General features: G+C 70.5%; 12 protein-coding genes. 8 read left to right on the top strand and 4 right to left on the bottom strand.

The window, feature by feature from the left end:
- Positions 1-16 precede the first annotated feature (16 nt).
- The 5 genes from AB0B68_RS15770 to pulA all read left to right on the top strand — a co-directional run bounded on the left by AB0B68_RS15770 (position 17) and on the right by pulA (position 8,500).
- Positions 17-832, top strand: coding sequence for a hypothetical protein (locus AB0B68_RS15770; RefSeq protein WP_357260526.1), 816 nt, complete (start codon positions 17-19; stop codon positions 830-832).
- A 37-nt stretch (positions 833-869) separates the two neighbouring features.
- The gene (locus AB0B68_RS15765) at positions 870-1,259 is read left to right on the top strand and encodes a hypothetical protein (RefSeq protein ID WP_357207039.1); all 390 of its coding nucleotides are present in this window, start codon (positions 870-872) and stop codon (positions 1,257-1,259) included.
- Positions 1,260-1,357: 98 nt separating this feature from the next.
- On the top strand, positions 1,358-2,032 hold the full coding sequence (locus AB0B68_RS15760; protein WP_357260523.1) for a hypothetical protein: 675 nt from the start codon (positions 1,358-1,360) through the stop codon (positions 2,030-2,032).
- A 167-nt stretch (positions 2,033-2,199) separates the two neighbouring features.
- Positions 2,200-2,895, top strand: a complete 696-nt coding sequence (locus AB0B68_RS15755) for a cellulose binding domain-containing protein (protein ID WP_357207042.1) — start codon at positions 2,200-2,202, stop codon at positions 2,893-2,895.
- Between the two features lie 109 nt (positions 2,896-3,004).
- Positions 3,005-8,500, top strand: a complete 5,496-nt coding sequence (gene pulA / locus AB0B68_RS15750; protein ID WP_357260520.1) for a pullulanase-type alpha-1,6-glucosidase — start codon at positions 3,005-3,007, stop codon at positions 8,498-8,500.
- Positions 8,501-8,581: 81 nt separating this feature from the next.
- On the opposite strand, the gene AB0B68_RS15745 is transcribed toward pulA, so the two are convergent.
- From AB0B68_RS15745 to AB0B68_RS15735, 3 genes are all read right to left on the bottom strand, one after another.
- Positions 8,582-10,240, bottom strand: a complete 1,659-nt coding sequence (locus tag AB0B68_RS15745) for a hypothetical protein (RefSeq protein WP_357208521.1) — start codon at positions 10,238-10,240, stop codon at positions 8,582-8,584.
- Between the two features lie 292 nt (positions 10,241-10,532).
- A complete protein-coding gene (locus tag AB0B68_RS15740) occupies positions 10,533-12,446 on the bottom strand; it encodes a hypothetical protein (RefSeq protein WP_357260517.1) in 1,914 nt (637 codons plus the stop codon).
- A 535-nt stretch (positions 12,447-12,981) separates the two neighbouring features.
- Complete coding sequence (locus AB0B68_RS15735; RefSeq protein ID WP_357260514.1) at positions 12,982-14,463, bottom strand: aminopeptidase P family protein; 1,482 nt, start codon at positions 14,461-14,463, stop codon at positions 12,982-12,984.
- Positions 14,464-14,595: 132 nt separating this feature from the next.
- Between AB0B68_RS15735 and asnB the strand changes: the two genes are divergently transcribed.
- A complete protein-coding gene (gene asnB, locus AB0B68_RS15730) occupies positions 14,596-16,557 on the top strand; it encodes an asparagine synthase (glutamine-hydrolyzing) (RefSeq protein WP_357194453.1) in 1,962 nt (653 codons plus the stop codon).
- Positions 16,558-16,652: 95 nt separating this feature from the next.
- Here asnB and AB0B68_RS15725 read toward each other — a convergent pair whose 3' ends face one another.
- The gene (locus AB0B68_RS15725) at positions 16,653-17,732 is read right to left on the bottom strand and encodes a lytic polysaccharide monooxygenase (protein ID WP_357194476.1); all 1,080 of its coding nucleotides are present in this window, start codon (positions 17,730-17,732) and stop codon (positions 16,653-16,655) included.
- 368 nt (positions 17,733-18,100) lie between these two features.
- Between AB0B68_RS15725 and AB0B68_RS15720 the strand changes: the two genes are divergently transcribed.
- Positions 18,101-19,264, top strand: coding sequence for an XdhC/CoxI family protein (locus AB0B68_RS15720; protein ID WP_357260511.1), 1,164 nt, complete (start codon positions 18,101-18,103; stop codon positions 19,262-19,264).
- A 114-nt stretch (positions 19,265-19,378) separates the two neighbouring features.
- Positions 19,379-20,314, top strand: coding sequence for a carbohydrate kinase (locus tag AB0B68_RS15715; RefSeq protein WP_357260508.1), 936 nt, complete (start codon positions 19,379-19,381; stop codon positions 20,312-20,314).
- Positions 20,315-20,540 lie beyond the last annotated feature (226 nt).

Below are 20,540 nucleotides of genomic sequence, written 5' to 3'. Positions count from 1 at the left end.
CCTAGGCTAGACCCTCATGAGCATCAGCCTGGATGAGGCCGTCGAGTTGACCCGCACCGGTGACGTGTGGGTGTTCCGGGGCCGCAGCGTGCCGGACCGGGCGATCCAGTTCACCACCAACAGCCCGGTGAATCACGTCGGGATGGCGGTGGTGCTGGACGACATGCCGCCGCTGATGTGGCACGCGGAGTTGGGCAAATCGTTGCCGGACCTGTGGTCGGGCAGCCACCAACGTGGCGTCCAGCTGCACGACCTGCGGGACGCGGTGGGCGTCTGGGCCAACCGGTACGGCCAACGGGCCTGGTTGCGGCAGCTCGACCCGCCGGCCGACGCGGAGATGGAGCGGGCGGTGCTGCGGACGATCGCGCGGCTGGACGGCACGCCGTTCCCGTCGACCGCCCAGTTGGCGTGGCGCTGGGTGCGGGGTCGGGTGCCGGCCCTGCCGCGTCCCGGCCGGCTTCCCGCGCTGCCGCACCTCGGTGGGCTGTCGGCGTTGGCACGCCTCGGCCAGCCGACACCCCGCCCCAACCCGACCGAGCGCCCCAACCCGACCGAGCGCCCCAACCCGACCGCCCAAGTCAACCCCACCGACCGCGCCAACCCTTCCGGCCCGATCAGCTCGGCCCGGTCGGCGGGGGAGCGGGACCGGGCGCTGGAGACGGCGTACTGCGCCGAGGTGGTGGCGGTGACCTATGAGGCAATGGGGTTGCTGCCGGCGGGTCGACGTCCGAACTGGTACGACCCGGGGCGGTTCTGGAGCGGGGACGACCTGGGTCTGGCCGGCGACGCCCGGTTGGGTTCCGAGATCGAGGTTCAGGTGCCGCCCCGCTGAGGTTTGAGCTGTGCGGTGACCGGCAATTGCTGTGGCCGTGAACGCCTCCACGGACCTTGACACGTTGGCCGACTTCTTCGACCGGTACGGCGTGGCGTTGACCTCAGGCGACCTGCCGGCCATCGCCGGCTGTTACGCCCTGCCGGGGCTGGTGGTGGCTGACACCTACAGCTTCTCGTTCACGTCCGCGGCGGCGGTGGCGCTGTCCTTCGTGGGCGCCGCACCCGACTACCAGGACCGGGAGTTGGTCGCGGCCCACGCCCGGATCGAGGACGTGCAGCCGGTGTCCGCGCTGTTGACGATGGTGGCGGTCGAGTGGGAGTTCCTGGACTGTCGGGGGCAGGCGGTGCCGGGGGAGCGGTACCGCTACCTGCTGCGTATCTCGGATGACGGACCACTGATCTGCACTGTCGTCCGGACGGGCTGACCGACGGGGGCCGGTTGGCCCGATCCGTACCCACCCGGTTTCGGGCCCGTGCGGCGCTGGCTACGCTGTCGCGTCGGTGGGGGACGAGGGGAGACCTGATGGCGGTGCGGCCGGACGGTGCGGCAGATTCGCGGGCGGCGCGGGTGTTGGCGTCGGTGCCGTGGATCGTGGTGCTGCTCGGCGTGTGCGCGCTGGTGGTGCTCCTCGTGATCGCGCTGCTGTCGTTTCGCACCAGGGAGCGGGACGCGCCGCCGCAGGCCGCTCCTCCGGCGTTCCTGCCGACCGTGCCGGCCGCCGCGTCGGCCACCGGTGGGCCGACTCCGGCCGCCGTGGAGCGGCGCTCGGTGTCGCCGCGACCGTCACGCAGTAGCCGGACACCGTTACCGCGGGCCACCGTCACCGGCTCGCCGACTCCGGTGCCGACGAGCGTCCTGATTGCGCCGTCGGCGCAGGACGCGGTCAGCGCCCGGTACGAGGTCGGTTCGAACGGCTGGGACGGGGATTCGGCGGTCCTGTCGATCGCCAACGAGTCGAGTCGGTCGGCGGAATGGCAGGTGGAACTGCTGTTCGACGACGACACCTGGACTCTGCGAGTGGGTGATGACTCGGGCGTCTCGGTGCGGGGGCGCGGGCACGGGGAGTTCGTCCTGCGCGGCACCCGTTCGCTGGACGCGGGCGACTCTCGGACGCTGCGGCTGCGCGTCGGCTGGGGTGACTCGGCGCAGCGACCGGTCAAGTGCACAGTCAACGGGGTCGACTGCCGGATCGGCTGAGCCACCGCCGCACTGCTGCACAGCTGCACCGCCGCCCCGCCGCCCCGCCGCCCCGCCGCCCCGCCGCCCCGCCGCCCCGCCGCACCGCCGCACCGCCGCACCACCAAGGCTTTCCGGGCCGGGCCGCCGATCGCTACGCTGCGCGGACGGTTCGCTGAAGGAGGTACATGTCCGGCATGCGCCGTGTTCCGCGCCCACCACACGGTCCGGTGGCGATCGCCACCTCACCCTGGATCGTGGTCGGCGCCGGTGTCGTCGTGATGGTGGTCCTGCTCATCGTGGCCCTGGGCGCGTACCGGGGACGTAGCCCTGCGCCGGACGGCGCGCAACCGCCGGCGCTGCCGGTGCCGTCGGCGGTGGTGGTGGCGCCGAGCGTGCCCACCTCGGTGCCGTCTCCGCCGCCGGTGCTGCCGGGGATATCCGGCCGTGCGAACGGGCTGCCGCCGAGCGCGGCGGCCGGGCCCGCGTCACCATCGGCCGAACCGGCGGCCGGTCCGACCGGGAAGCCGGCGGCGACGCTGTCGCCGAGCCGGGCCGCGCCGGGACAGCCGGCGATGATCGGGCGGTACCGGGTGGTGCAGAGCTTCGACGGGGGTTTCATCGGCGAGGTGGCGATGGTCAACACGTCCACCCGCAGCCGTGGTTGGACGGTGCGGTTGGAGTTCGCCGGTGGACGGCTGGTGACCTCCTGGGTGGAGGGCGTCCCACAGGGGACGATCCGCCAGTTCGACGACGGCTTCACGTACGTCAGCGGGGTCGACGTGTCGCCGGGTGGTTCGGTGTCGTTGCGGTTCCACATGGAGCGGGCCCCCACCACACCGCGGGAGTGCACTGTCGACGGGACGCGCTGCAACGGGCTCTGACCGGCGCTTCCGCAAGGACGTGCTGTGTTGCGACCATGTTTGCAAGGTATTGCAGAATGTTTCGGCAAGGGTTAGCGTGCGGCCAATCAGCGACCAGAGGAAGGCGTCGATGAAACCCCCGCCGTTACCGCGCACCGCTCTGCTGGCCCTTGCCTCCCTGCTCACCGTCACGCTCGTCGGCGCTCCGGTCGCCGTGCAACCCGCCGCCGCGACCCCCCGGCCGTCCGCCGACGCCTCAACCGCGATCGGCGGCGCGACCCAGTGGCGCGCCGAACCCACCGCCGAGGCGCTGCTGAAGGCCGGCGGCAACTCTGCCCGAGCCGAGCAGTTCTACTTCGTCCTGCCGGACCGGTTCGCCAACGGGGACCCCCGCAACGACCGGGGCGGCCTCACCGGCGACCGGCTGCGGACCGGCCTCGACCCGACCGACAAGGGCTTCTACCACGGCGGCGACCTCAAGGGCGTCATCGACAAGTTGGACTACATCCAGGGGATGGGCACCACTGCCATCTGGCTCGCCCCGATCTTCAAGAACCGGCCGGTACAGGGTGCCGGCAACGACATCTCGGCCGGCTACCACGGTTACTGGATCACCGACTTCACCCAGGTGGACCCGCACTTCGGCACGATGGAAGAGATGAAGCGGCTGGTCAAGCTCGCCCACCAGCGCGGCCTCAAGATCTACCTTGACGTGATCGTCAACCACACCGCCGACGTGATCAAGTACGCCGAGGACAGGTACGCGTACGTGGACAAGGCGACCTCGCCGTACACCGACGCGCAGGGCCGGGCGTTCGAGGACCGCAACTACGCCGACGGCTCCCGGGCGTTCCCGCCGGTCGACAAGGAGTCCTTCCCGTACACGCCGACGTTCGCCGACTCGAAGGACGCGAGCGTCAAGGTCCCGGCCTGGCTGAACGACGCGACCATGTACCACAACCGGGGTGACTCCACCTTCGCGGGCGAGAACAGCGAGTACGGCGACTTCTTCGGCCTCGACGACCTGTGGACCGAGCGTCCCGAGGTGGTGCGGGGTTTGACCAAGGCGTACGGGGACTGGATCGGCGCGACCGGCGTCGACGGCTTCCGGTTGGACACCGTGAAGCACGTCAACATGGACTTCTGGCCGCAGTTCAGCCAGGGCATCGAGCGGGCCGCGGAGAAGGCCGGCAAGAAGGACTTCTTCATGTTCGGCGAGGTGTACAGCGCCGACCCGGAGATCAGCTCCAGCTACGTCCGCCAGGGTGGCCTGCCGGCCACCCTCGACTTCGCCTTCCAGGAGGCCGCGCGGGGCTTCACCGCCGGCGCCGGCTCCGCGAAGGCGCTCGCCGACGTGTACGCCCGCGACGACCTCTACGCGGCCCGGGACACCGACGCGGGCCGGTTGACCACCTTCCTCGGCAACCACGACATGGGCCGGATCGGATCGTTCATCGCCGGTGGTGGCAGCGACCCGGCCAGCCACCTGCGTCGTGACCAGCTCGCGCACCAGTTGATGTTCCTGACCCGGGGCCAGCCGGTGGTCTACTCCGGCGACGAACAGGGCTTCACCGGCCCCGGCGGGGACAAGGACGCCCGGCAGGACATGTTCGCGTCGAAGGTTGCCGACTACCTCGACGACGACCTGCTCGGCACCGACCGGACGCACGCCAGCGACCAGTTCGACCCGACCCACCCGCTGTACCGGACCATCGCCGACCTGGGCCGGCTGCGCCAGGCCCACCCGGCGTTGCGCGACGGCGTGCAGGTCACCCGGTACGCGGCTGACGGGCCGGGCGTCTTCGCCGCCTCCCGGATCGCCCCGTCCGACCGCACCGAGTACGTGGTGGCAGTGAACAACGCCGACACCGCGCAGACTGTCACGGTGGACACCTGGTCGGCCGGCGCCACCTTCACCGGCATCTACGGCGGCACCGACCGCGCCACCGCTGGCGGGGACGGCGAACTGACCCTCACCGTGCCGCCGTTGTCGGCGGCGGTGTACCGGGCCGGCAAACCCGTCGCACCGGCGGCCGACAAGCCGACCATCACCATCACCAGCCCGGTTCCGGACGCGGCCGTCGCCACCAGGGCAGCGGTCACCGCCCGGGTGACCGGCGACCCGCTGGCCACCGTCACCGTCGCGGCGCGGGTGGCCGGCGGCCGGTGGACACTGCTGGGCAGCGCCGACCACGCCCCGTACACGGTGCAGCACGACCTGACCGGACTGGCCGGCGGCACCCGGGTCGACTACAAGGCGGTGGTCCGCGACGGCCGGGGCCGTACCGCCACCGCCCGGTCCACCGCCGTCGTGGGAACCCCGCCGCAGGGCAGCTCCCGGGAGTGGGCGGTGGTGCACTACCAGCGCCCGGCCGGAGGGTACGACGACTGGGGGCTGTACGCCTGGGGGGACATCGACCCGGCGTACGTCACCGAGTGGCCGAAGGGGCAGCCGTTCGCCGGGGAGGACTCCTACGGCCGGTTCGCCTGGGTGAAACTCAAGCCGGGCGCGACGTCGGTGAACTTCCTGGTTGTCGACAAGGCTGGTACGAAGGACGTCGCCCAGGACCGCAGCATCGACGTCACCCAGACCGGCGAGATCTGGCTCAAGCAGGGCGACCCGGCGATCTACCCGAGCAGGCAGGCGGCCGCCGGAGAACCGGAGCCGCCGGTCGAGGAGGGCACCGCCGTGCTCCACTATCGGCGGGCCGACGGCAACTACGACGGCTGGGGCCTGCACCTGTGGGACGGCGCGGCCAACCCGACCGAGTGGTCCGCCCCGCTGAGGCCGAGCACCGTCGACGCGTTCGGGGCGGTGTTCCGGGTGCCACTGGCGACCGGTGCCACCGGCCTGAACTACATCATCCACAACGGCGACACCAAGGACCTGCCCGACGACCAGCGGCTCGACTTCGCCAGCGCCGGCCGGGAAGTGTGGCTGCTCGCCGCCACGCCCGGGCGCCTGCTGCCGTCGACGGCCACCACCGCCAGCGGAGACACCGACATCGGCAAGCAGGAGGCGCACTGGATCGACAGGTCCACTGTGGCGTGGCGGACACCGCCGACCGACGGCAGGACGTACGCGCTGGTCACCGCGCCCACCGGCGGGGTCAGCGTGGTCGACGGCGAGTTGACCGGCACGTACACCACGATGCCGCTGCGGGCGCAGCGCAACGGGCTCACCGAGGCCCAACGCGACAGGTTCCCGCACCTGTGGTCGTACCGTAGCTTCGCCCTGGACCGGGCGGACCTGGCCAAGGTCCCGGCGGCGCTGCGGGGGCAGCTGCTGGTCACCGAGCGCGACGCCGAGGGCGCGCTGCTCGCCGCGACCGGCGTGCAGATCCCCGGCGTGCTCGACGACGTGTACTCCCGCGCGACCGACGCCACGCTCGGGCCCACCTTCGCGGGGCGGACGCCGAGCCTCGCGCTCTGGGCGCCGACCGCCCACAGCGTGCGCCTGCACCTGTTCGACTCGCCCACCGCCGCACCGAAGTCGGTGCCGATGCGCCGCGACGACCGTACCGGCGTCTGGTCGGTGCGCGGCGACCACACCTGGACCGGCAAGTTCTATCGGTACGAGGTGCGGGCGTGGCAGCCGGCGGCGCAGCGGATGGTCACCGCGTCGGTGACCGACCCGTACTCGGTGGCCCTCGCCGCCGACTCCACGCACAGCCAGCTCGTCGACCTGAACGACCCAGCGCTGGCACCGCCCGGGTGGCGCACGCTGCGCAAACCGGCACCGGTGCCGGCCGCGAAGGCGCAGATCACCGAGTTGTCAGTGCGGGACTTCTCCATCGCCGACGACACCGTGCCGGCCGGGCGGCGGGGGACCTTCCTCGCGTTCACCGAGCCGGGAACCGCCGGAATGACCCACCTGCGGGCGCTCGGCGACGCCGGGGTCAACTACCTGCACCTGCTGCCGGCGTTCGACTTCGCGACGATCCCCGAGAAGCGGGCCGACCAGCGGCAGCCGGCCTGCGACCTGGCGGCGCTGCCACCGGACTCGGCCGAGCAGCAGAAGTGCGTGGCGGCGGTCGCCGAGACCGACGGCTACAACTGGGGGTACGACCCGCTGCACTACACAGTGCCCGAGGGCGGCTACGCCGTCGACCCGGTCGGCGCGGCGCGGACCACCGAGTTCCGGCGGATGGTCGCCGGGGTGAACGACGCCGGGCTGCGGGTGGTCATGGACGTGGTCTACAACCACACGTCGGCTGCCGGCACGGACGCGAAGTCGGTGCTCGACCAGATCGTGCCCGGCTACTACCACCGGCTGCTGGAGGACGGCGCGGTGGCCAACTCCACCTGCTGCGCCAACACCGCTCCCGAGCACGCGATGATGGGCAAGCTGGTGGTCGACTCGTTGGTCACCTGGGCGCGACAGTACAAGGTGGACGGTTTCCGCTTCGACCTGATGGGCCACCACCCGAAGGCGAACATCCTGGCCGTCCGGGCGGCCCTGGACCGGTTGACCGTCGCCCGCGACGGAGTGGACGGCAAGGCGATCATGCTTTACGGCGAGGGCTGGAACTTCGGCGAGGTCGCCAACGACGCCCGTTTCGTCCAGGCCACCCAGACCAACATGGCCGGCACCGGCATCGGCACCTTCAACGACCGGCTGCGCGACGCGGTGCGCGGCGGCGGACCGTTCGACGAGAACCCGAGGGTGCAGGGTTTCGCCTCCGGGCTCTACACCGACCCGAACGGCGACCCGGTCAACGGGTCACCGGCTGAGCAGAAGGCCCGGCTGCTGCGCGCCCACGACCTGATCAAGGTGGGGCTCACCGGGAACCTGCGCGACTACCGGTTCACCGACAGCGCCGGGCACGAGGTCACCGGGGCGCAGGTCGACTACAACGGCTCCCCGGCCGGCTACACGGCAGCGCCCGGGGAGGCCGTCACCTACGCCGACGCGCACGACAACGAGATCCTGTACGACGCGTTGGCGTACAAACTGCCGCAGGTCACCTCGGCGACCGACCGTTCCCGGATGCAGGTGCTGGCGTTGGGCACTGTGGTGCTGGGACAGGGCACCGGGTTCGTCACCGCAGGCACCGAACGGTTGCGGTCGAAGTCGCTGGACCGCAACTCGTACAACTCCGGTGACTGGTTCAACCAGATCCGCTGGGGTTGCGCAGAGGGCAACGGGTTCGGCGCCGGTCTGCCGCCCGCACCCGACAACGAGGACAAGTGGCCGTACGCGAAGCCGCTGCTGGCCGACCCGGCGCTGGTGCCGGACTGCGCGGCGATCAACACCACCGACGCCCGGTACGCCGAGTTGCTACGCGTCCGGGCGTCGTCGCCGGTGTTCGGGCTGGCCACCGCCGAGCAGGTACAGCGACGGGTGGCGTTCCCGCTGTCCGGCGCGCAGGAGACGCCGGGTGTGCTGACCATGACCCTGGACGCCAAAGGGCTGGGCGGGCCGTGGAAGTCGCTGACCGTCGTCTTCAACAGCACCCCGTCGACTGTCGACCAGACGGTGACCGGACTGCGCGGAGCGGACGTGGCACTGCACCCGGTGCTTGTCGACTCGGCCGACCCGGTGCTGCGTACCGCCTCGTTCGACCGGGCGGCCGGCACCTTCACCGTACCGGCGCGCAGCGTGGCGGTCTTCGTCCAGAAGTGACGTGAACCGGCCCCCTTCCGCGTCTCGCGGAAGGGGGCCGGCCCGTTGTGCTGGCGCTACGCCGTGCTCACCCTGAGGTGATCAGGCGAAGCAGTTCTCGATGGTGCCGCCCGGAATGGCCAGGCAGTTGGTCGGACGGTTCGCGGTGATGGCGGACTTGTCGTCCACGTTCACGTCTCCGAAGAAGCTGAAGACACCGCCCGGCTCGAAGGTGGAGAAGTTGTGGGCGACCTTCGTCTTCGACAGGTTGACCTCGCCGAAGATGTTGAAGATGCCGCCGCCGACCCCGATCGGGCCGATGGCCCGGTTACCGGCAACCTCGCTGTCGCGCAGCGTCGTGACGCTGAAGGCGTTGAAGAGCCCGCCGCCGAAGAAGCCGGCGGTGTTGTCCTTGATGCTGCTCTTCTCGAACGTGACAGCGCTGTCGAACGCGATGGCGACACCGCCACCGACACCGGCGGTGCTGTTCCGCTCCACCGAGACCTCGTGCAGGTTGAGCTGGCTGTCCGCCGCGGCCAGGCCGCCGCCGGCGAGGACCGCGGTGTTCGAGACGAACTTGGTCCCGTACGCCGTGGTGTTGCCCTCGATGTCGAGGTAGCCACCGCCGAAGCCCAGCGTCTCGTTGTCGTTGATCTCGGCCTTCTTGAGCTCGACCGTTCCGCCGTCGACGTCGTCGGCGAAGATCCGAGCGGCGCCGTTGGAGATACCGCCACCACCGATGATGGCAGTGTTGTCGGTGATCTTCGACTCCTCGACCTTGAGCAGGCCGGCGTTGAAGACACCGCCACCGAAGAAGAAGGCGGTGTTACGGGTCACGGTGCTGTGCCAGATCTTCGTGGTGCCGAAGTTGGCCACACCACCACCGTTGCCGCCCGACTGGTTCAGGACGACCTCGGACTCCAGGATCTCGGCGGTGCCGCCCGGCTGGACCAGGATGCCGGCGCCGTCGGTGTCCTCCGGGTACTCCACGAGCGGCGTGACGACACCCGGCTTGGCAGCCGGCGCGGCCTTGGCCGTGACCTTCGGAGCGGCCGTCAGGCCCGCCTTCGGGTTGGCCTGCCGGGCGGTGAGCGCCTGGTTCAGCGGAACGCCCGCCTTCACCTGAGCCGCGATCGCCTCGGAGTCCGAGTACGACGCCCAGACGGCCGCCGGCTCGACGCTGTTGTAGCGTTCGAGGGTCTGTCCACCCTTGATGGTCAGGCCCTTGATGGTGAGGTGACCGCCCGCGCCGACGTTCAGGATGCGGAAGTAGTCCGCAGTGGCTTCCCGGGCGATCGTCGTGTGCTCACCCTTCAGGGTGATGCGCTCGGTGATGACCGGCAGGCCGTTGCCCTGGTAGTCGTTGCGGCTCAGGTTGTAGGTGCAGCCCTTGGCCAGCTCCAGCACACCGCCGTGCTTGTTGTTGGCGAACACGATCGCCTGAATCAGCTTGTCGGTGTCGCAGGGCACCTCCTTCCCGCGCTCGTGGTCCTTGTCGCGGTCCTTGTCGCGGTCCTTGTCCTTGTTCCGGTCCTCGTCCTTGTTCCAGTCGCGCGCCTCGTCACCCCGCTGGTCGCCGTCCTTGCTGACCTGCGCGGTGTTCCAGTTCAAGCCGACCGCTCCGGCGCTGCCCGCGACGCCCACCGCCGCGAGACTGATCACGCCCGTCAAACCGGCCACGCCACTGGCGAGCCAGAGCTTGCGGCGGCTCTTGGCCGTCGCCCGCCCGGAGGCTTCGTTGTTCGTTAGGTAGTTGGACATCGGAGCTCTCTGCCCTCTCCTCGTACCAGACAGGGTCGCCGCCGTCAGACGGGCGTCCCCTGCTACAAATCGGTTGTAGCTCCCAAAACCACCGTATGAGAAGGTTCCTCGCCTCGCGGGCTTATCCGAGAGAAGCCCACATTAGGTTCATGTTGCCCCCACCGGGGCTGGGAACGACACACCCCACCCAAGCCGGCCCGCAAGCCCCTGACCTGCTCAAACGGGTACGCCCCTCCGAGCCGTCACGGCTCGGAGGGGCGCGCCCTCTATGTGGATCAGCCACCCGTTCCGGTCAGAAGCAGTCAGGAACGTTCAGGCAGTTGGTGGGGCGGTTGGCGGACACCACGGACTCGTCGTCCAGCCGCACGACGCTGAAGAGGCCGTTGGAGATCCCGCCGGGCGGCAGGGTGGCGAAGTTGTGCGTCACCTTCGTCCGGTGGAGGCTGACCTCGCCGCCGTCGGTGTTGTAGATGCCGCCGCCGCTGCCGACCGGGCCGAGGGCCCGGTTGCCGGTCACCTCGCTGTCGCGCAGCGTGGTGACGCTGTCCTCGTTGTAGAGGCCGGCGCCGAAGAAGCCGGCCGTGTTGTCCTTGATCCTGCTGTTCTCGATCGTCGCGACGCTGTCGAAGGCCACGGCCAGACCGCCACCCACGCCGGCGGTGCTGTTCTTGACCACCGAGGCGTCCTTGAGGGTGAGCTGGCTGTCGGCCACCGCGACGCCACCACCGGCGAGGACCGCCGTGTTGTCACTGACCGTCGTCTCGTGCAACGTCGTGGTGCCCCCGACATCCAGGACGCCGCCGCCGAAGCCGAGCGTCTCGTTGTCGGAGACCTCGCTCTTGTAGACCCAGACCGAGCCGCCGTCGACCTCTTCGGTGAAGATGTCGGCAGCGCCGTTGGAGATGCCGCCGCCGCCGACGATCCCGGTGTTGTCCTTGATCTTCGACTCGTCGACCTGCAGTACGCCGGCGTTGAAGACGCCGCCACCGAAGAAGAACGCGGTGTTGTGCGCAACCGTCGTCTTGCTGAGCCTGGTGCTGCCGAAGTTGGCCAACCCGCCGCCGTTGCCGCCGGACTGGTTGTAGAGCAACTCGCTGTCCAGGATCTCCGCGCGACCACCGGGCTGCACCAGCACCCCAGCGCCGTCGGTGAACCCAGGCTGCTCGACCAGCGGCACGACAGCCGTACCGGCACCCGCCGGCTTCGCCACCGCGGCTACCGGCTTGGCCGGGGCGGCCTTGGTGGCAGTCGGGGCGGCCTTGGTTGCTGCCGCGGCCGGCTTGGCTGGCGCTGCTGTCGCGGCCGGCTTGGCGGCTGCCTTTGCGGTGGCCTTGGCAGGCGCTGCCTGGGCGGTGGATTTGGCGGGCGCTGCCTTCGCGGCCGGCTTGGCAGCGGTTGCTGCCGGCTTCGTTGCCGTTGCCGCTGCCGCCGCTGGCTTGGCGCCGGGCGCGGCAGCGGTCGCCGGCTTCGCGGCGGGCGCCGCCGCTGCCGGTGGCGCGGCAGTGGTCGAGCGGACCTGGGCCGAGTACGGCGCCCAGACCGTCGCCGGGTCGGCGGCTATCGGGTACTGAAGGGTCTGGCCACCCCTGATGCTCAGGCCCTTGAGAGTGAGCTGCCCGCCAGCCCCGACGTTGAGGATGCGGAAGTAGTCGGCAGTGGCTTCGCGGCCGATGGTGGTGTGTTCACCCTTGAGGGTGATGCGCTCGGTGATCACCGGGAGGCCGTTGCCGTCCTGGTTGCGAGTCAGGGTGTAGGTGCAGCCCTTGGCCAGCTCCAGCACGCCGCCGTCATCGTTGTTGGCGAACGTGATCGCCTGGATCAGCTTGTCGGAGTCGCACGGCACCTGCCTGGTGCGGTCCTTCTCGTCGTGCTTGCCGTCCTCGCGGTCCTTGCCATCCTTGCCGGACTGGTCGTCGAAGCCGCTCCAGTCGTCGCCGCCCCACTCGTCGTCCTGACCGCCGTCGTCCTTGGCGCCGCCCTTGTCCGCGCCGCCGTCGTCGCTGACGTTCTCTCGGTTGGTCGATGGCTGCGCGTCCGACACCTGGTCGGACTTGGGCTTGTCGTCCCGAGCGGCGACGCCGCCGAGGGCCGCCAGGCCGACCACGCCGGTCAGCCCGGCTACGCCGGCGACCCAGAGCGCCCGCCTTCGCCGTGTTGGCGGAGCTGTCGAGGCCCCGCCGTCGGTACTCGTTACGTCGTTGGACATCAGAGCCTTCCGCCCTTTCCTGCTACCAGACGGGATCGCACCGCCCGAGGCGCCACGACCAGCTACAAATGGGTTGTAGCCTCTGATCCTCACCGTATGAGAACCATCTTCGCGATGCGGACGTATCCGAGATAACCACGCATTTGGCGCAGGCCAGGTGAGGGCGGCCAACCGGTCCGGGCCGGCGGAAAGGGCCCGAGCAGCACAAACACCGGCGGACGACGCACGGCAATCGGCCGTCGCCGCGCCGAGTCGAGGGACCGTCGTCTCGCGCCGTCCCCGGGCCGTCAGGTGTACGGAATCCGAACGGTGCCCGCCCTCCGGGCGTGATCCACTCGGCTTCGCTGAAAACGCGGCATCTGAGCGAGCGGGACAGCGCGACTTCACGGAAACCGAGTTGATCACGGCAAAAGCCCCTGGCCGCCGGCCCTCAGCGAAGGGCGGGCGGGCCAGGGGCGGAGCGTGACCCGCCAGCGCCCCCGGGCGAGGGCACTGGCGGGTCAGCCTGGTCTAGCGGGTCAGGAGGGTGGGCGGGTCAGCTGGGCAGGCGGGGACCGGCTTCGCGCTGCTCGGCCAGCCAGGTCTCCACCTCGTCGGAGGTGCGGGGCAGCCCGGCCGACAGGTTGACCGCGCCGGTCGCGGTGACCAGCACGTCGTCCTCGATCCGGATGCCCACACCCCGCAGCTCGGCGGGGACCAGCTCGTCCTCCGGCTGGAAGTACAGACCGGGCTCGACGGTGAGCACGTAACCCTCGCCCAGCGCGCCGTCGCGGTACGTCTCCTTGCGGGCGTTGGAGCAGTCGTGCACGTCGATGCCGAGCATGTGGCCGAAGCCGTGCAGCGTCCACCGCCGGTAGACGGTCGACTTCTCGTCCATCGCCTCGTCCACGCTCACCGGCAGCAGGCCCAGGTCGGACAGGCCCTCGGCCAGGACCCGCATGCAGGTCAGGTGGACGTCCTTGAACTTCACGCCGGGACGGATGGCCTCGATGCCGGCCTGCTGCGAGGCGTACACGATGTCGTAGACCTGGCGTTGCAGGGCGGTGAACCGACCGTTCACCGGGAGCACCCGTGTGACGTCGGCGGTGTAGAGGTTGCGACCCTCGACGCCCATGTCCATCAGCAGCAGGTCACCCGGTCGGGTGGCGCCGTGGTTGTGGACCCAGTGCAGGATCGTGGCGTGCTCGCCGGCGCCGACGATCGAGCTGTACCCGACGTCGTTGCCGTCGTGACGGGCCCGCAGCGCGAAGACACCTTCCAGGAGCCGCTCGGAGACCGCCCGGTCGGCCGGCAGGATCCGGGCGACGTCCTCGAAGCCGCGTACGGTGGCGTCGATCGCGTCCTGGAGTTGGCCGATCTCCCACTCGTCCTTGACCAGCTTCATCTCCGAGATGGCGATGGCCAGCTCGCGGTCCCGGGCCGGCTGGCCCTCGGTACGGGGCCCGTCGTAGGGGCGGACGGCCGCGTCCACCTGGGCGTCGAAACCGCGCAACACCCGGGTACGCCCCGGAGCCAGGTCGGCGAGCGTCGCCTCCAGGCCGGTCAGGTCGGCGGTCGGCAGGCCCACCTCGGTCGACTTCTCGCTGAGGGTGTGCCGCCGGCCCACCCACAGCTCGCCGTTGCGGCTGCGGAAGAACTCGTCGGTCTCCCGGGAGGACCGGGGCCGCATGTACAGCGTCGCGTCGTGCCCCGAGCCGTTCGGGCGCAGCACCAGGACGCTGTCGGCGTCGTGGTCGCCGGTCAGGTAGGCGAAGTCGCTGCCCGGCCGGAACGGGTAGTCAGTGTCGTTGGCCCGGACCTTCTCGGTGCCGGTGGGGATCACCAGCGTCTCGCCGGGGAACGCCGCCGAGAGGGCCGCCCGCCGCTTGGCGTAGTTGGGCGTCTCCGGGCGGGGCGTCACGGGAAGCGCGGTGTCGCTCCAACCCTGCCGCATGAAGGACAGGAACGCCTCCGGGAAGTCCGGATCGTGCGATTCCGTACCGTCCGTCGGCGTACCGTCGGTCTGTCCCTCGGTCATTGCGCCGCTCCCTCCGCTTCGTTGCTGGTCCCGACGGTACCGCGCGTCCGGTTGGCGGTGACGCCCCCTCGGAGTCGGGTGGATCGACGGACGGCTGCAAGGGCCGACAGCGCGCGTGGAAAGATGGCCACCATGTGCGGACTTCTGGCCTTCTTCAGCGCGAACGGCAACGCCGCAGCGCATCGCGACCACATCGCCGGAGCGTTGGAATGCCTGCACCACCGCGGCCCCGACGAGACAGGGGTCGAGGTGGTCGGCGACGCCTCCGGCCGGTACGCGGACGGCGTGTTCGCCCACAAGCGGCTGGCCATCATCGACGTCGCGTCGAGCCACGAGCCACTGCCCTACGCGAACGGCCGTTACCTGCTGACCTTCAACGGCGAGATCTACAACTACATCGAGCTGCGCGAGGAGTTGATCAGAAACTTCGGTGCCCAGTTCGCCACCGCCGGTGACGGCGAGGTGATCGTCGCGGGCTACCACTTCTGGGGTGAGCAGGTGCTCACCCGGCTGCGGGGCATGTTCGCCTTCGTCATCTGGGACCGGCAGGAACGGCGGGCGTTCGGTGCCCGCGACTACTTCGGCATCAAGCCGATGCACTACCTGGAGACCGCCGACGGCCTCTACCTGGCCTCGGAGAAGAAGGCGCTGCTGCCGTTCGCGCACAGCAACTACCAGGGCGACGCGGGCGTCGACACGGCGAACCTGAGCCACTACCTGACCCTCCAGTACGTCCCCGAGCCCGGCACCCTGCACAAGGGCATCAGCCGGATCGGCTCCGGGGAGTACCTGAACTGGACCCCGGGCGGCCGGATCGACGTACGCCGGTGGTACCGGCCGGTGTTCCGGCCGGCGCCGGTCGACGACGAGCAGAGGCTCTACCACGAGATCCGCGAGACGCTGCGGGAGAGCGTGCGCATGCACATGCGCTCCGACGTGCCGGTCGGCTCGTTCCTGTCCAGTGGCATCGACTCCACAGCGGTGGTGGCGCTGGCGCGGGAGTTCAACCCGAACATCCTGACCTTCACCGTCGGCTACGACGTGCCGGGTTACTCGGAGATCGACGTCGCCCAGGATTCGGCCCGGCACCTCGACGTCACCACGATCCCCACCAAGATCGGTCCGCAGGACATGATCGACGCGCTGCCGAAGATCGTCTGGCACCTTGACGACCCGGTGGCCGACCCGGCGCTGGTACCGCTCTACTTCGTGGCGAAGAAGGCCGCCGAGCACGTCACTGTGGTGCTCTCCGGTGAGGGCGCGGACGAGTTCTTCGGCGGTTACACGATCTATCGGGAGCCGCTGTCGCTGGGCAGCGTCAACGGTCTGCCCGGCGGTGTGCAGAAAGGGCTGCGCGCGGTCTCCAAGGCGATTCCGCAGGGGGTCAAGGGCAAAAGCTTCCTGGAGCGCGGCACCACCCCGATCGAGGAGCGTTACTACGGCAACGCCCGGATGTTCACCGAGGAGGAGAAGCAGCACCTGATGCGCCGCTACGACCCCTCGGTGCGCTACACGGACGTCACCGCCCCGATCTACGCCGAGTGCACCGAGCTGGACGACGTCACCAAGATGCAGTACGTCGACCTCTACACCTGGCTGCGCGGCGACATCCTGGTCAAGGCCGACCGGATCTCGATGTCGCACTCGCTGGAGGTGCGGGTGCCGTTCCTCGACCGTGAGGTGTTCGACGTCGCGGCGAAGATCCCGGTGGACCTGAAGCTGCCGCCGCGCTCCGACGCCACGAAGTACGCGATGCGTCAGGCGTTGCAGGGTGTCGTGCCGCCAGCCATCGTCAACCGCAAGAAGCTGGGCTTCCCGACCCCCACTCGGGTCTGGCTGCGTGGCGAGATGTACGAGTGGGCCCGGCACGTGCTGAGCACCTCGGGCGCGGGTGACCTGCTGGACCTGTCGTACGCGCTGCGGCTGCTCGACGAGCACAAGCGGGAGGAGGCCGACCACTCCCGCAAGGTGTGGACGGTGCTGATCTTCTGCATCTGGCACGCGATCTTCGTGGCCAAGACCCTCGACCCGGGTATCCAGCGCAACCAGTCCGCCCTGCTCACGAAGCCGGTGGTCGGTTCCATGGTCCGCTGACCCGGCCCAACGTCTCCAACATGATCAAGAGGTTTGCGTCACCCGAGTTGCTCCAGGTGACGCAAACCTCTTGATCATCTAGCCGGGGTGGGGCCTCAGCGCCCGGCGCAACTCACCGTGGGGACGCCGTTGGTTCCTGTGGAGCTGGCCAGGAAGCCGAACGTCGCGGTCCCCGACGGCGCGATAGTGCCGTTGTAGGCCACGTTTGTCGCCGTCACGGACGAGCCGGACGACGTCTGTGTCGCGCCCCAGATCTGGCTGATCGCCTGCCCGTTGGGCCAGGTCCAGCTCGCGGTCCAGCCGGACAACGCCGAACTGCCGTTGTTCGTGATCGTGACATCGCCCTGGAAGCCACCCTGCCAGGAGCCCGACACCTTGTAGCTGGCCGTGCAGGCGCCACCGGCCGGCGGCGGGGTGGTGGTCGGCGGCGGGTCGGTCGGACCCGGCGTCGGCGTGGTCGGCGTGGGGGTAGGCGACGTCGTGCCACCCCGGATGCCGGTCACCTGGCCGTTGCCACCGTCGAAGACCACGTCGGAGCAGCCGAAGAAGTTCTCCTGTGAGTCCGAGCGGACCCAGCGGGAGTAGATGATGTGCTGGCCGCTCTTGCCCGAGGGCAGGTTGCCGCTGAAGTAGTAGTGCCCGTCGTTGCTGCCGACCGAGCCGCGCTGCGGCGGGTTGGTCACCGTCAGGAACGGCTCCTCCAGGTCACTCCAGGCCAGGGCCCGGGTCGGGCTCCAACTGTTCTTCGTCACGTAGAAGTAGAACGTGCCCGGGTGGTGCGCCCAGTTGCTGTACTTGAAGTCCAACCGTGCCCCGGCGGTCAGGTGGGTCAGCGGCCAGTCGGTGCGGGGCAGGTCGTAGCCGCGGAAACCGGTGGCCCCGCCGCTGCACAGTTGCCCGTCCGGGATGAAGCCGGTGGTCCGGCCGCCAGCGTCGGAGCGCAGCACGCTGAACCAGTTGTAGAGGGAGTTCGTCCCGCTCTGGGCCACGGCGGCGGAGCACGCGGGGTTGGTCGGCCTGATCTCACCGGTCGTACTGAGGCCGTCCTGCCAGCACAGGTAGGTGCGGCTGCCGGGCGTCATCGCCGCGCCGTGCGCGGCGGCCGGCTGTGGAGTGGATGCCAGGGCGACAGCGCCGAGCGCGAGGGTCATGGCCGCGGTGAGCAAGGCGGCCATACGGGAACGGTTCACAGGTTCTCCTGACTCGCGAGGGGCGCTGGCTGAGCCGCCCCGCCGCAATCGGGTGGGATGTGGCGTGATCGCCCCGCTGTCGTGAGCGGTGCGACGATCACGGCGACGTGCCCCGGCGGAAAACAGCCGGTGGACGTGCGCCGTCGACGGTCCTGTCCTGGACCGGTGCCCTCGCGTCTAACCAACCCGGCAACCGGCGGCGCCGCAGCCCTCGCACCGCCCGGTACGCGTCATCCCACCACGCCGCAGCGACCGAGCGCAATAGTCATTCCTCGATGTATGAGAAGACCCGCCGGTCGTCGTTGGACGTCATATCCTGCGTACGGGGAGCGGGGACGGGGAGGCGGCCGCCGGTGCCGGACGTGTTCGACGAGGTGCACCGCCGGTGCCGCGACGGCGAGGCAGTCGCGCTGGCCACCGTGGTGGCCACCTGGCACTCCGCCCCGCAGCCACCCGGCGCCGCCATGGTGGTCGCTACCGACGGCACGGTCATCGGCAGCGTCTCCGGCGGCTGTGTCGAGGCCGATCTCTACGAACGGGCCCGCCGTGTGCTGGACACCGGCCAACCCGAGCTGTGCCGCTACGGGATCAGCGACGACGACGCGTACACAGTGGGCCTGACCTGCGGCGGCATCCTCGACGTGTTCGTGGAGCGCGTCGACGCGAGCGCCCTGCCGGCGCTGGAGGCGGTCGCCGCAGCCCGAAGCGGCGGCCACCCGGCGGCGATCGTCACCTGCGTGGCCGCCGACGCCAACGACGATCCACCCGCCGACGCCGGCAGGTCACCGACCGACCCCGCCCGGCGGCTCGGCCGGCGGCTCGTGCTGACCGGCCAGCGGTCCGTCGGCTCGCTCGGTGACGACCGGCTCGACGACGCGGCCAGCGCCGACGCCCTCGGGCTGCTCGCCGCCGGGCACAGCGGCATGCTCCGGTACGGGTACCACGGGCAGCGCCGAGGCGGCGGCGTCAGCCTCTTCGTGACCGCGTACGCCACCCCGCCCCGGATGATCGTCTTCGGTGCGATCGACTTCGCCGCCGCGGTGGCCCGGATCGGCGCGTTCCTCGGCTACCGGGTCACCGTCTGCGACGCCCGGCCGGTCTTCGCCACCGCGCGGCGCTTTCCCGAGGCGGACGAGGTGGTGGTGCAGTGGCCGCACCGCTACCTGCGTACCGAGTTGGCGGCCGATCGGCTCGACGAGCGGACGGTGGTGTGCGTCCTCACCCACGACCCCAGGTTCGACGTGCCGTTGCTGGAGTTGGCGCTGCGCCACCCGCTGGCGTACGTGGGCGCGATGGGCTCACGCCGTACCCACGACGAGCGACACAAGCTGTTGAGCGAGGCGGGGCTCAGCCCGGCGCAGCTCGCCCGGCTCGCCTCCCCGATCGGGTTGGATCTCGGTGGTCGTACCCCCGAGGAGACCGCTGTGAGTGTGGCCGCGCAGATCGTCGCGGCCCGGTGGGGCGGCACCGGTCGCCCCCTCGCGGTACTCGACGGGCCAATCCACCAGCCGGGGTAGCGCGCCCGTCGGTGCGCGGCCTTCGGCGCCCAACGGGCCGTGCGCTGTGCCAGCCTGGTGCCACGGAGGTCGGCTCGGCGATCGGCGGCCGGTGGCGACGACGAGAGGATCGGCATGGGATACGCGGTGGTGCTCGGTGAGGCGCTCGTCGACCTGCTCGACAGCGATCTCGAAGGGGAGCGGGTCTATCGGCAGGCCATCGGCGGCGGGCCGCTGAACGTCGCCGTCGGGGTGGCCCGCCTCGGCGGTGCGGCACAGTTCGTCGGCTCGCTCGGTGACGACGCGCTGGGCGGCCGGATCCGCGCCTTCCTCACCGCGGCCGACGTCGGGGTGGCCGGTGCGATCACGGTCCCGGCGCCGACCACGCTCGCAGTGGTCACGTACGCCGGGCCGGAGCCGGACTTCCGTTTCTACGGCGAGCCGGCCTCCTACGGACTGCTCGGTCCCGACGATCTGGACCTGGCGTTGCTGGAGGGCGCCGACGTGCTTTACTGCGGCTCGATCGTGCTGCTCCGACCCGCTACGCTCGCCGCCGCCCGCCGTGCCTGGTCGCTCGCCGCCGGCCTGCGGGTCTTCGACCCGAACGTACGTCCCCGGCTGCTGAACGGGCCGGGCGCGCTGGAGGGGCTGCGCGAGGTGGTGGCCGAGTTCGCCGCCGGCGCGCACCTGGTCAAGCTGAGCGCAGCCGACGCTGTGCTGCTCTACCCCGGTGAGCCGGTCGAGGGGGTGGCGGCGTACCTGCGTGAGTTGGGGGCGGCCACTGTGGTCGTGACGCTCGGCGCGGCCGGTGCGGTGCTGGCTGCCGCCGACGCCGACCCGGTCCGGGTGCCGGCCCCCAAGGTCAACGCGATCGACGCCACCGGCGCGGGTGACTCGGTGATGGCCGCGCTGATCGCCGACCTGCTCGTCGACGGCGAGCCGGACAGCCCGTCGGGCTGGACCGAGCGGGTGGCCTTCGCGCTACGGGTGGCCGGCCTGGTCTGCGAATCCCCGGGCGGCGCCACCGCCATGCCCACCCGCACCGCAGTACAAAACCGCTTCAACACCTAACCCCAACCCCAACCCCAACCCCAACCCCAACCCCGCGCCCCGCCCCCCGCCCCCGCGCCCCTTCCCCGGCGTCGATCTTGCAGTTTCTGTTGACGTTTCGTCAGATGTGCCCTCCTTTCGCCCCGCAGAAAGTGCAAGATCGCGCGCTCGGGCGGGGCGGGAGCGTGGGGGCGGGGGGAGGGTTGACCTCGGGGATTTGTGAACGTTAACATCGATGAAGCGCGAT

Origin of the sequence: Micromonospora sp. NPDC049049, from assembly GCF_040649115.1 — a bacterium.
Classification (GTDB): Bacteria; Actinomycetota; Actinomycetes; order Mycobacteriales; family Micromonosporaceae; genus Micromonospora.
Note: the sequence above shows the minus strand (reverse complement) of the source record. Positions and strands in the feature narration are given on the sequence as shown.

What these genes read in the sequence shown, in the direction of transcription:
- AB0B68_RS15770 (WP_357260526.1), top strand. Translation starts at nt 17, where the DNA reads ATGAGCATCAGCCTGGATGAGGCCGTCGAGTTGACCCGCACCGGTGAC.
- AB0B68_RS15760 (WP_357260523.1), top strand. Translation starts at nt 1,358, where the DNA reads ATGGCGGTGCGGCCGGACGGTGCGGCAGATTCGCGGGCGGCGCGGGTG.
- AB0B68_RS15755 (WP_357207042.1), top strand. Translation starts at nt 2,200, where the DNA reads ATGTCCGGCATGCGCCGTGTTCCGCGCCCACCACACGGTCCGGTGGCG.
- pulA (WP_357260520.1), top strand. Translation starts at nt 3,005, where the DNA reads ATGAAACCCCCGCCGTTACCGCGCACCGCTCTGCTGGCCCTTGCCTCC.
- AB0B68_RS15745 (WP_357208521.1), bottom strand. Translation starts at nt 10,240, where the DNA reads ATGTCCAACTACCTAACGAACAACGAAGCCTCCGGGCGGGCGACGGCC.
- AB0B68_RS15740 (WP_357260517.1), bottom strand. Translation starts at nt 12,446, where the DNA reads ATGTCCAACGACGTAACGAGTACCGACGGCGGGGCCTCGACAGCTCCG.
- AB0B68_RS15735 (WP_357260514.1), bottom strand. Translation starts at nt 14,463, where the DNA reads ATGACCGAGGGACAGACCGACGGTACGCCGACGGACGGTACGGAATCG.
- asnB (WP_357194453.1), top strand. Translation starts at nt 14,596, where the DNA reads ATGTGCGGACTTCTGGCCTTCTTCAGCGCGAACGGCAACGCCGCAGCG.
- AB0B68_RS15725 (WP_357194476.1), bottom strand. Translation starts at nt 17,732, where the DNA reads ATGGCCGCCTTGCTCACCGCGGCCATGACCCTCGCGCTCGGCGCTGTC.
- AB0B68_RS15715 (WP_357260508.1), top strand. Translation starts at nt 19,379, where the DNA reads ATGGGATACGCGGTGGTGCTCGGTGAGGCGCTCGTCGACCTGCTCGAC.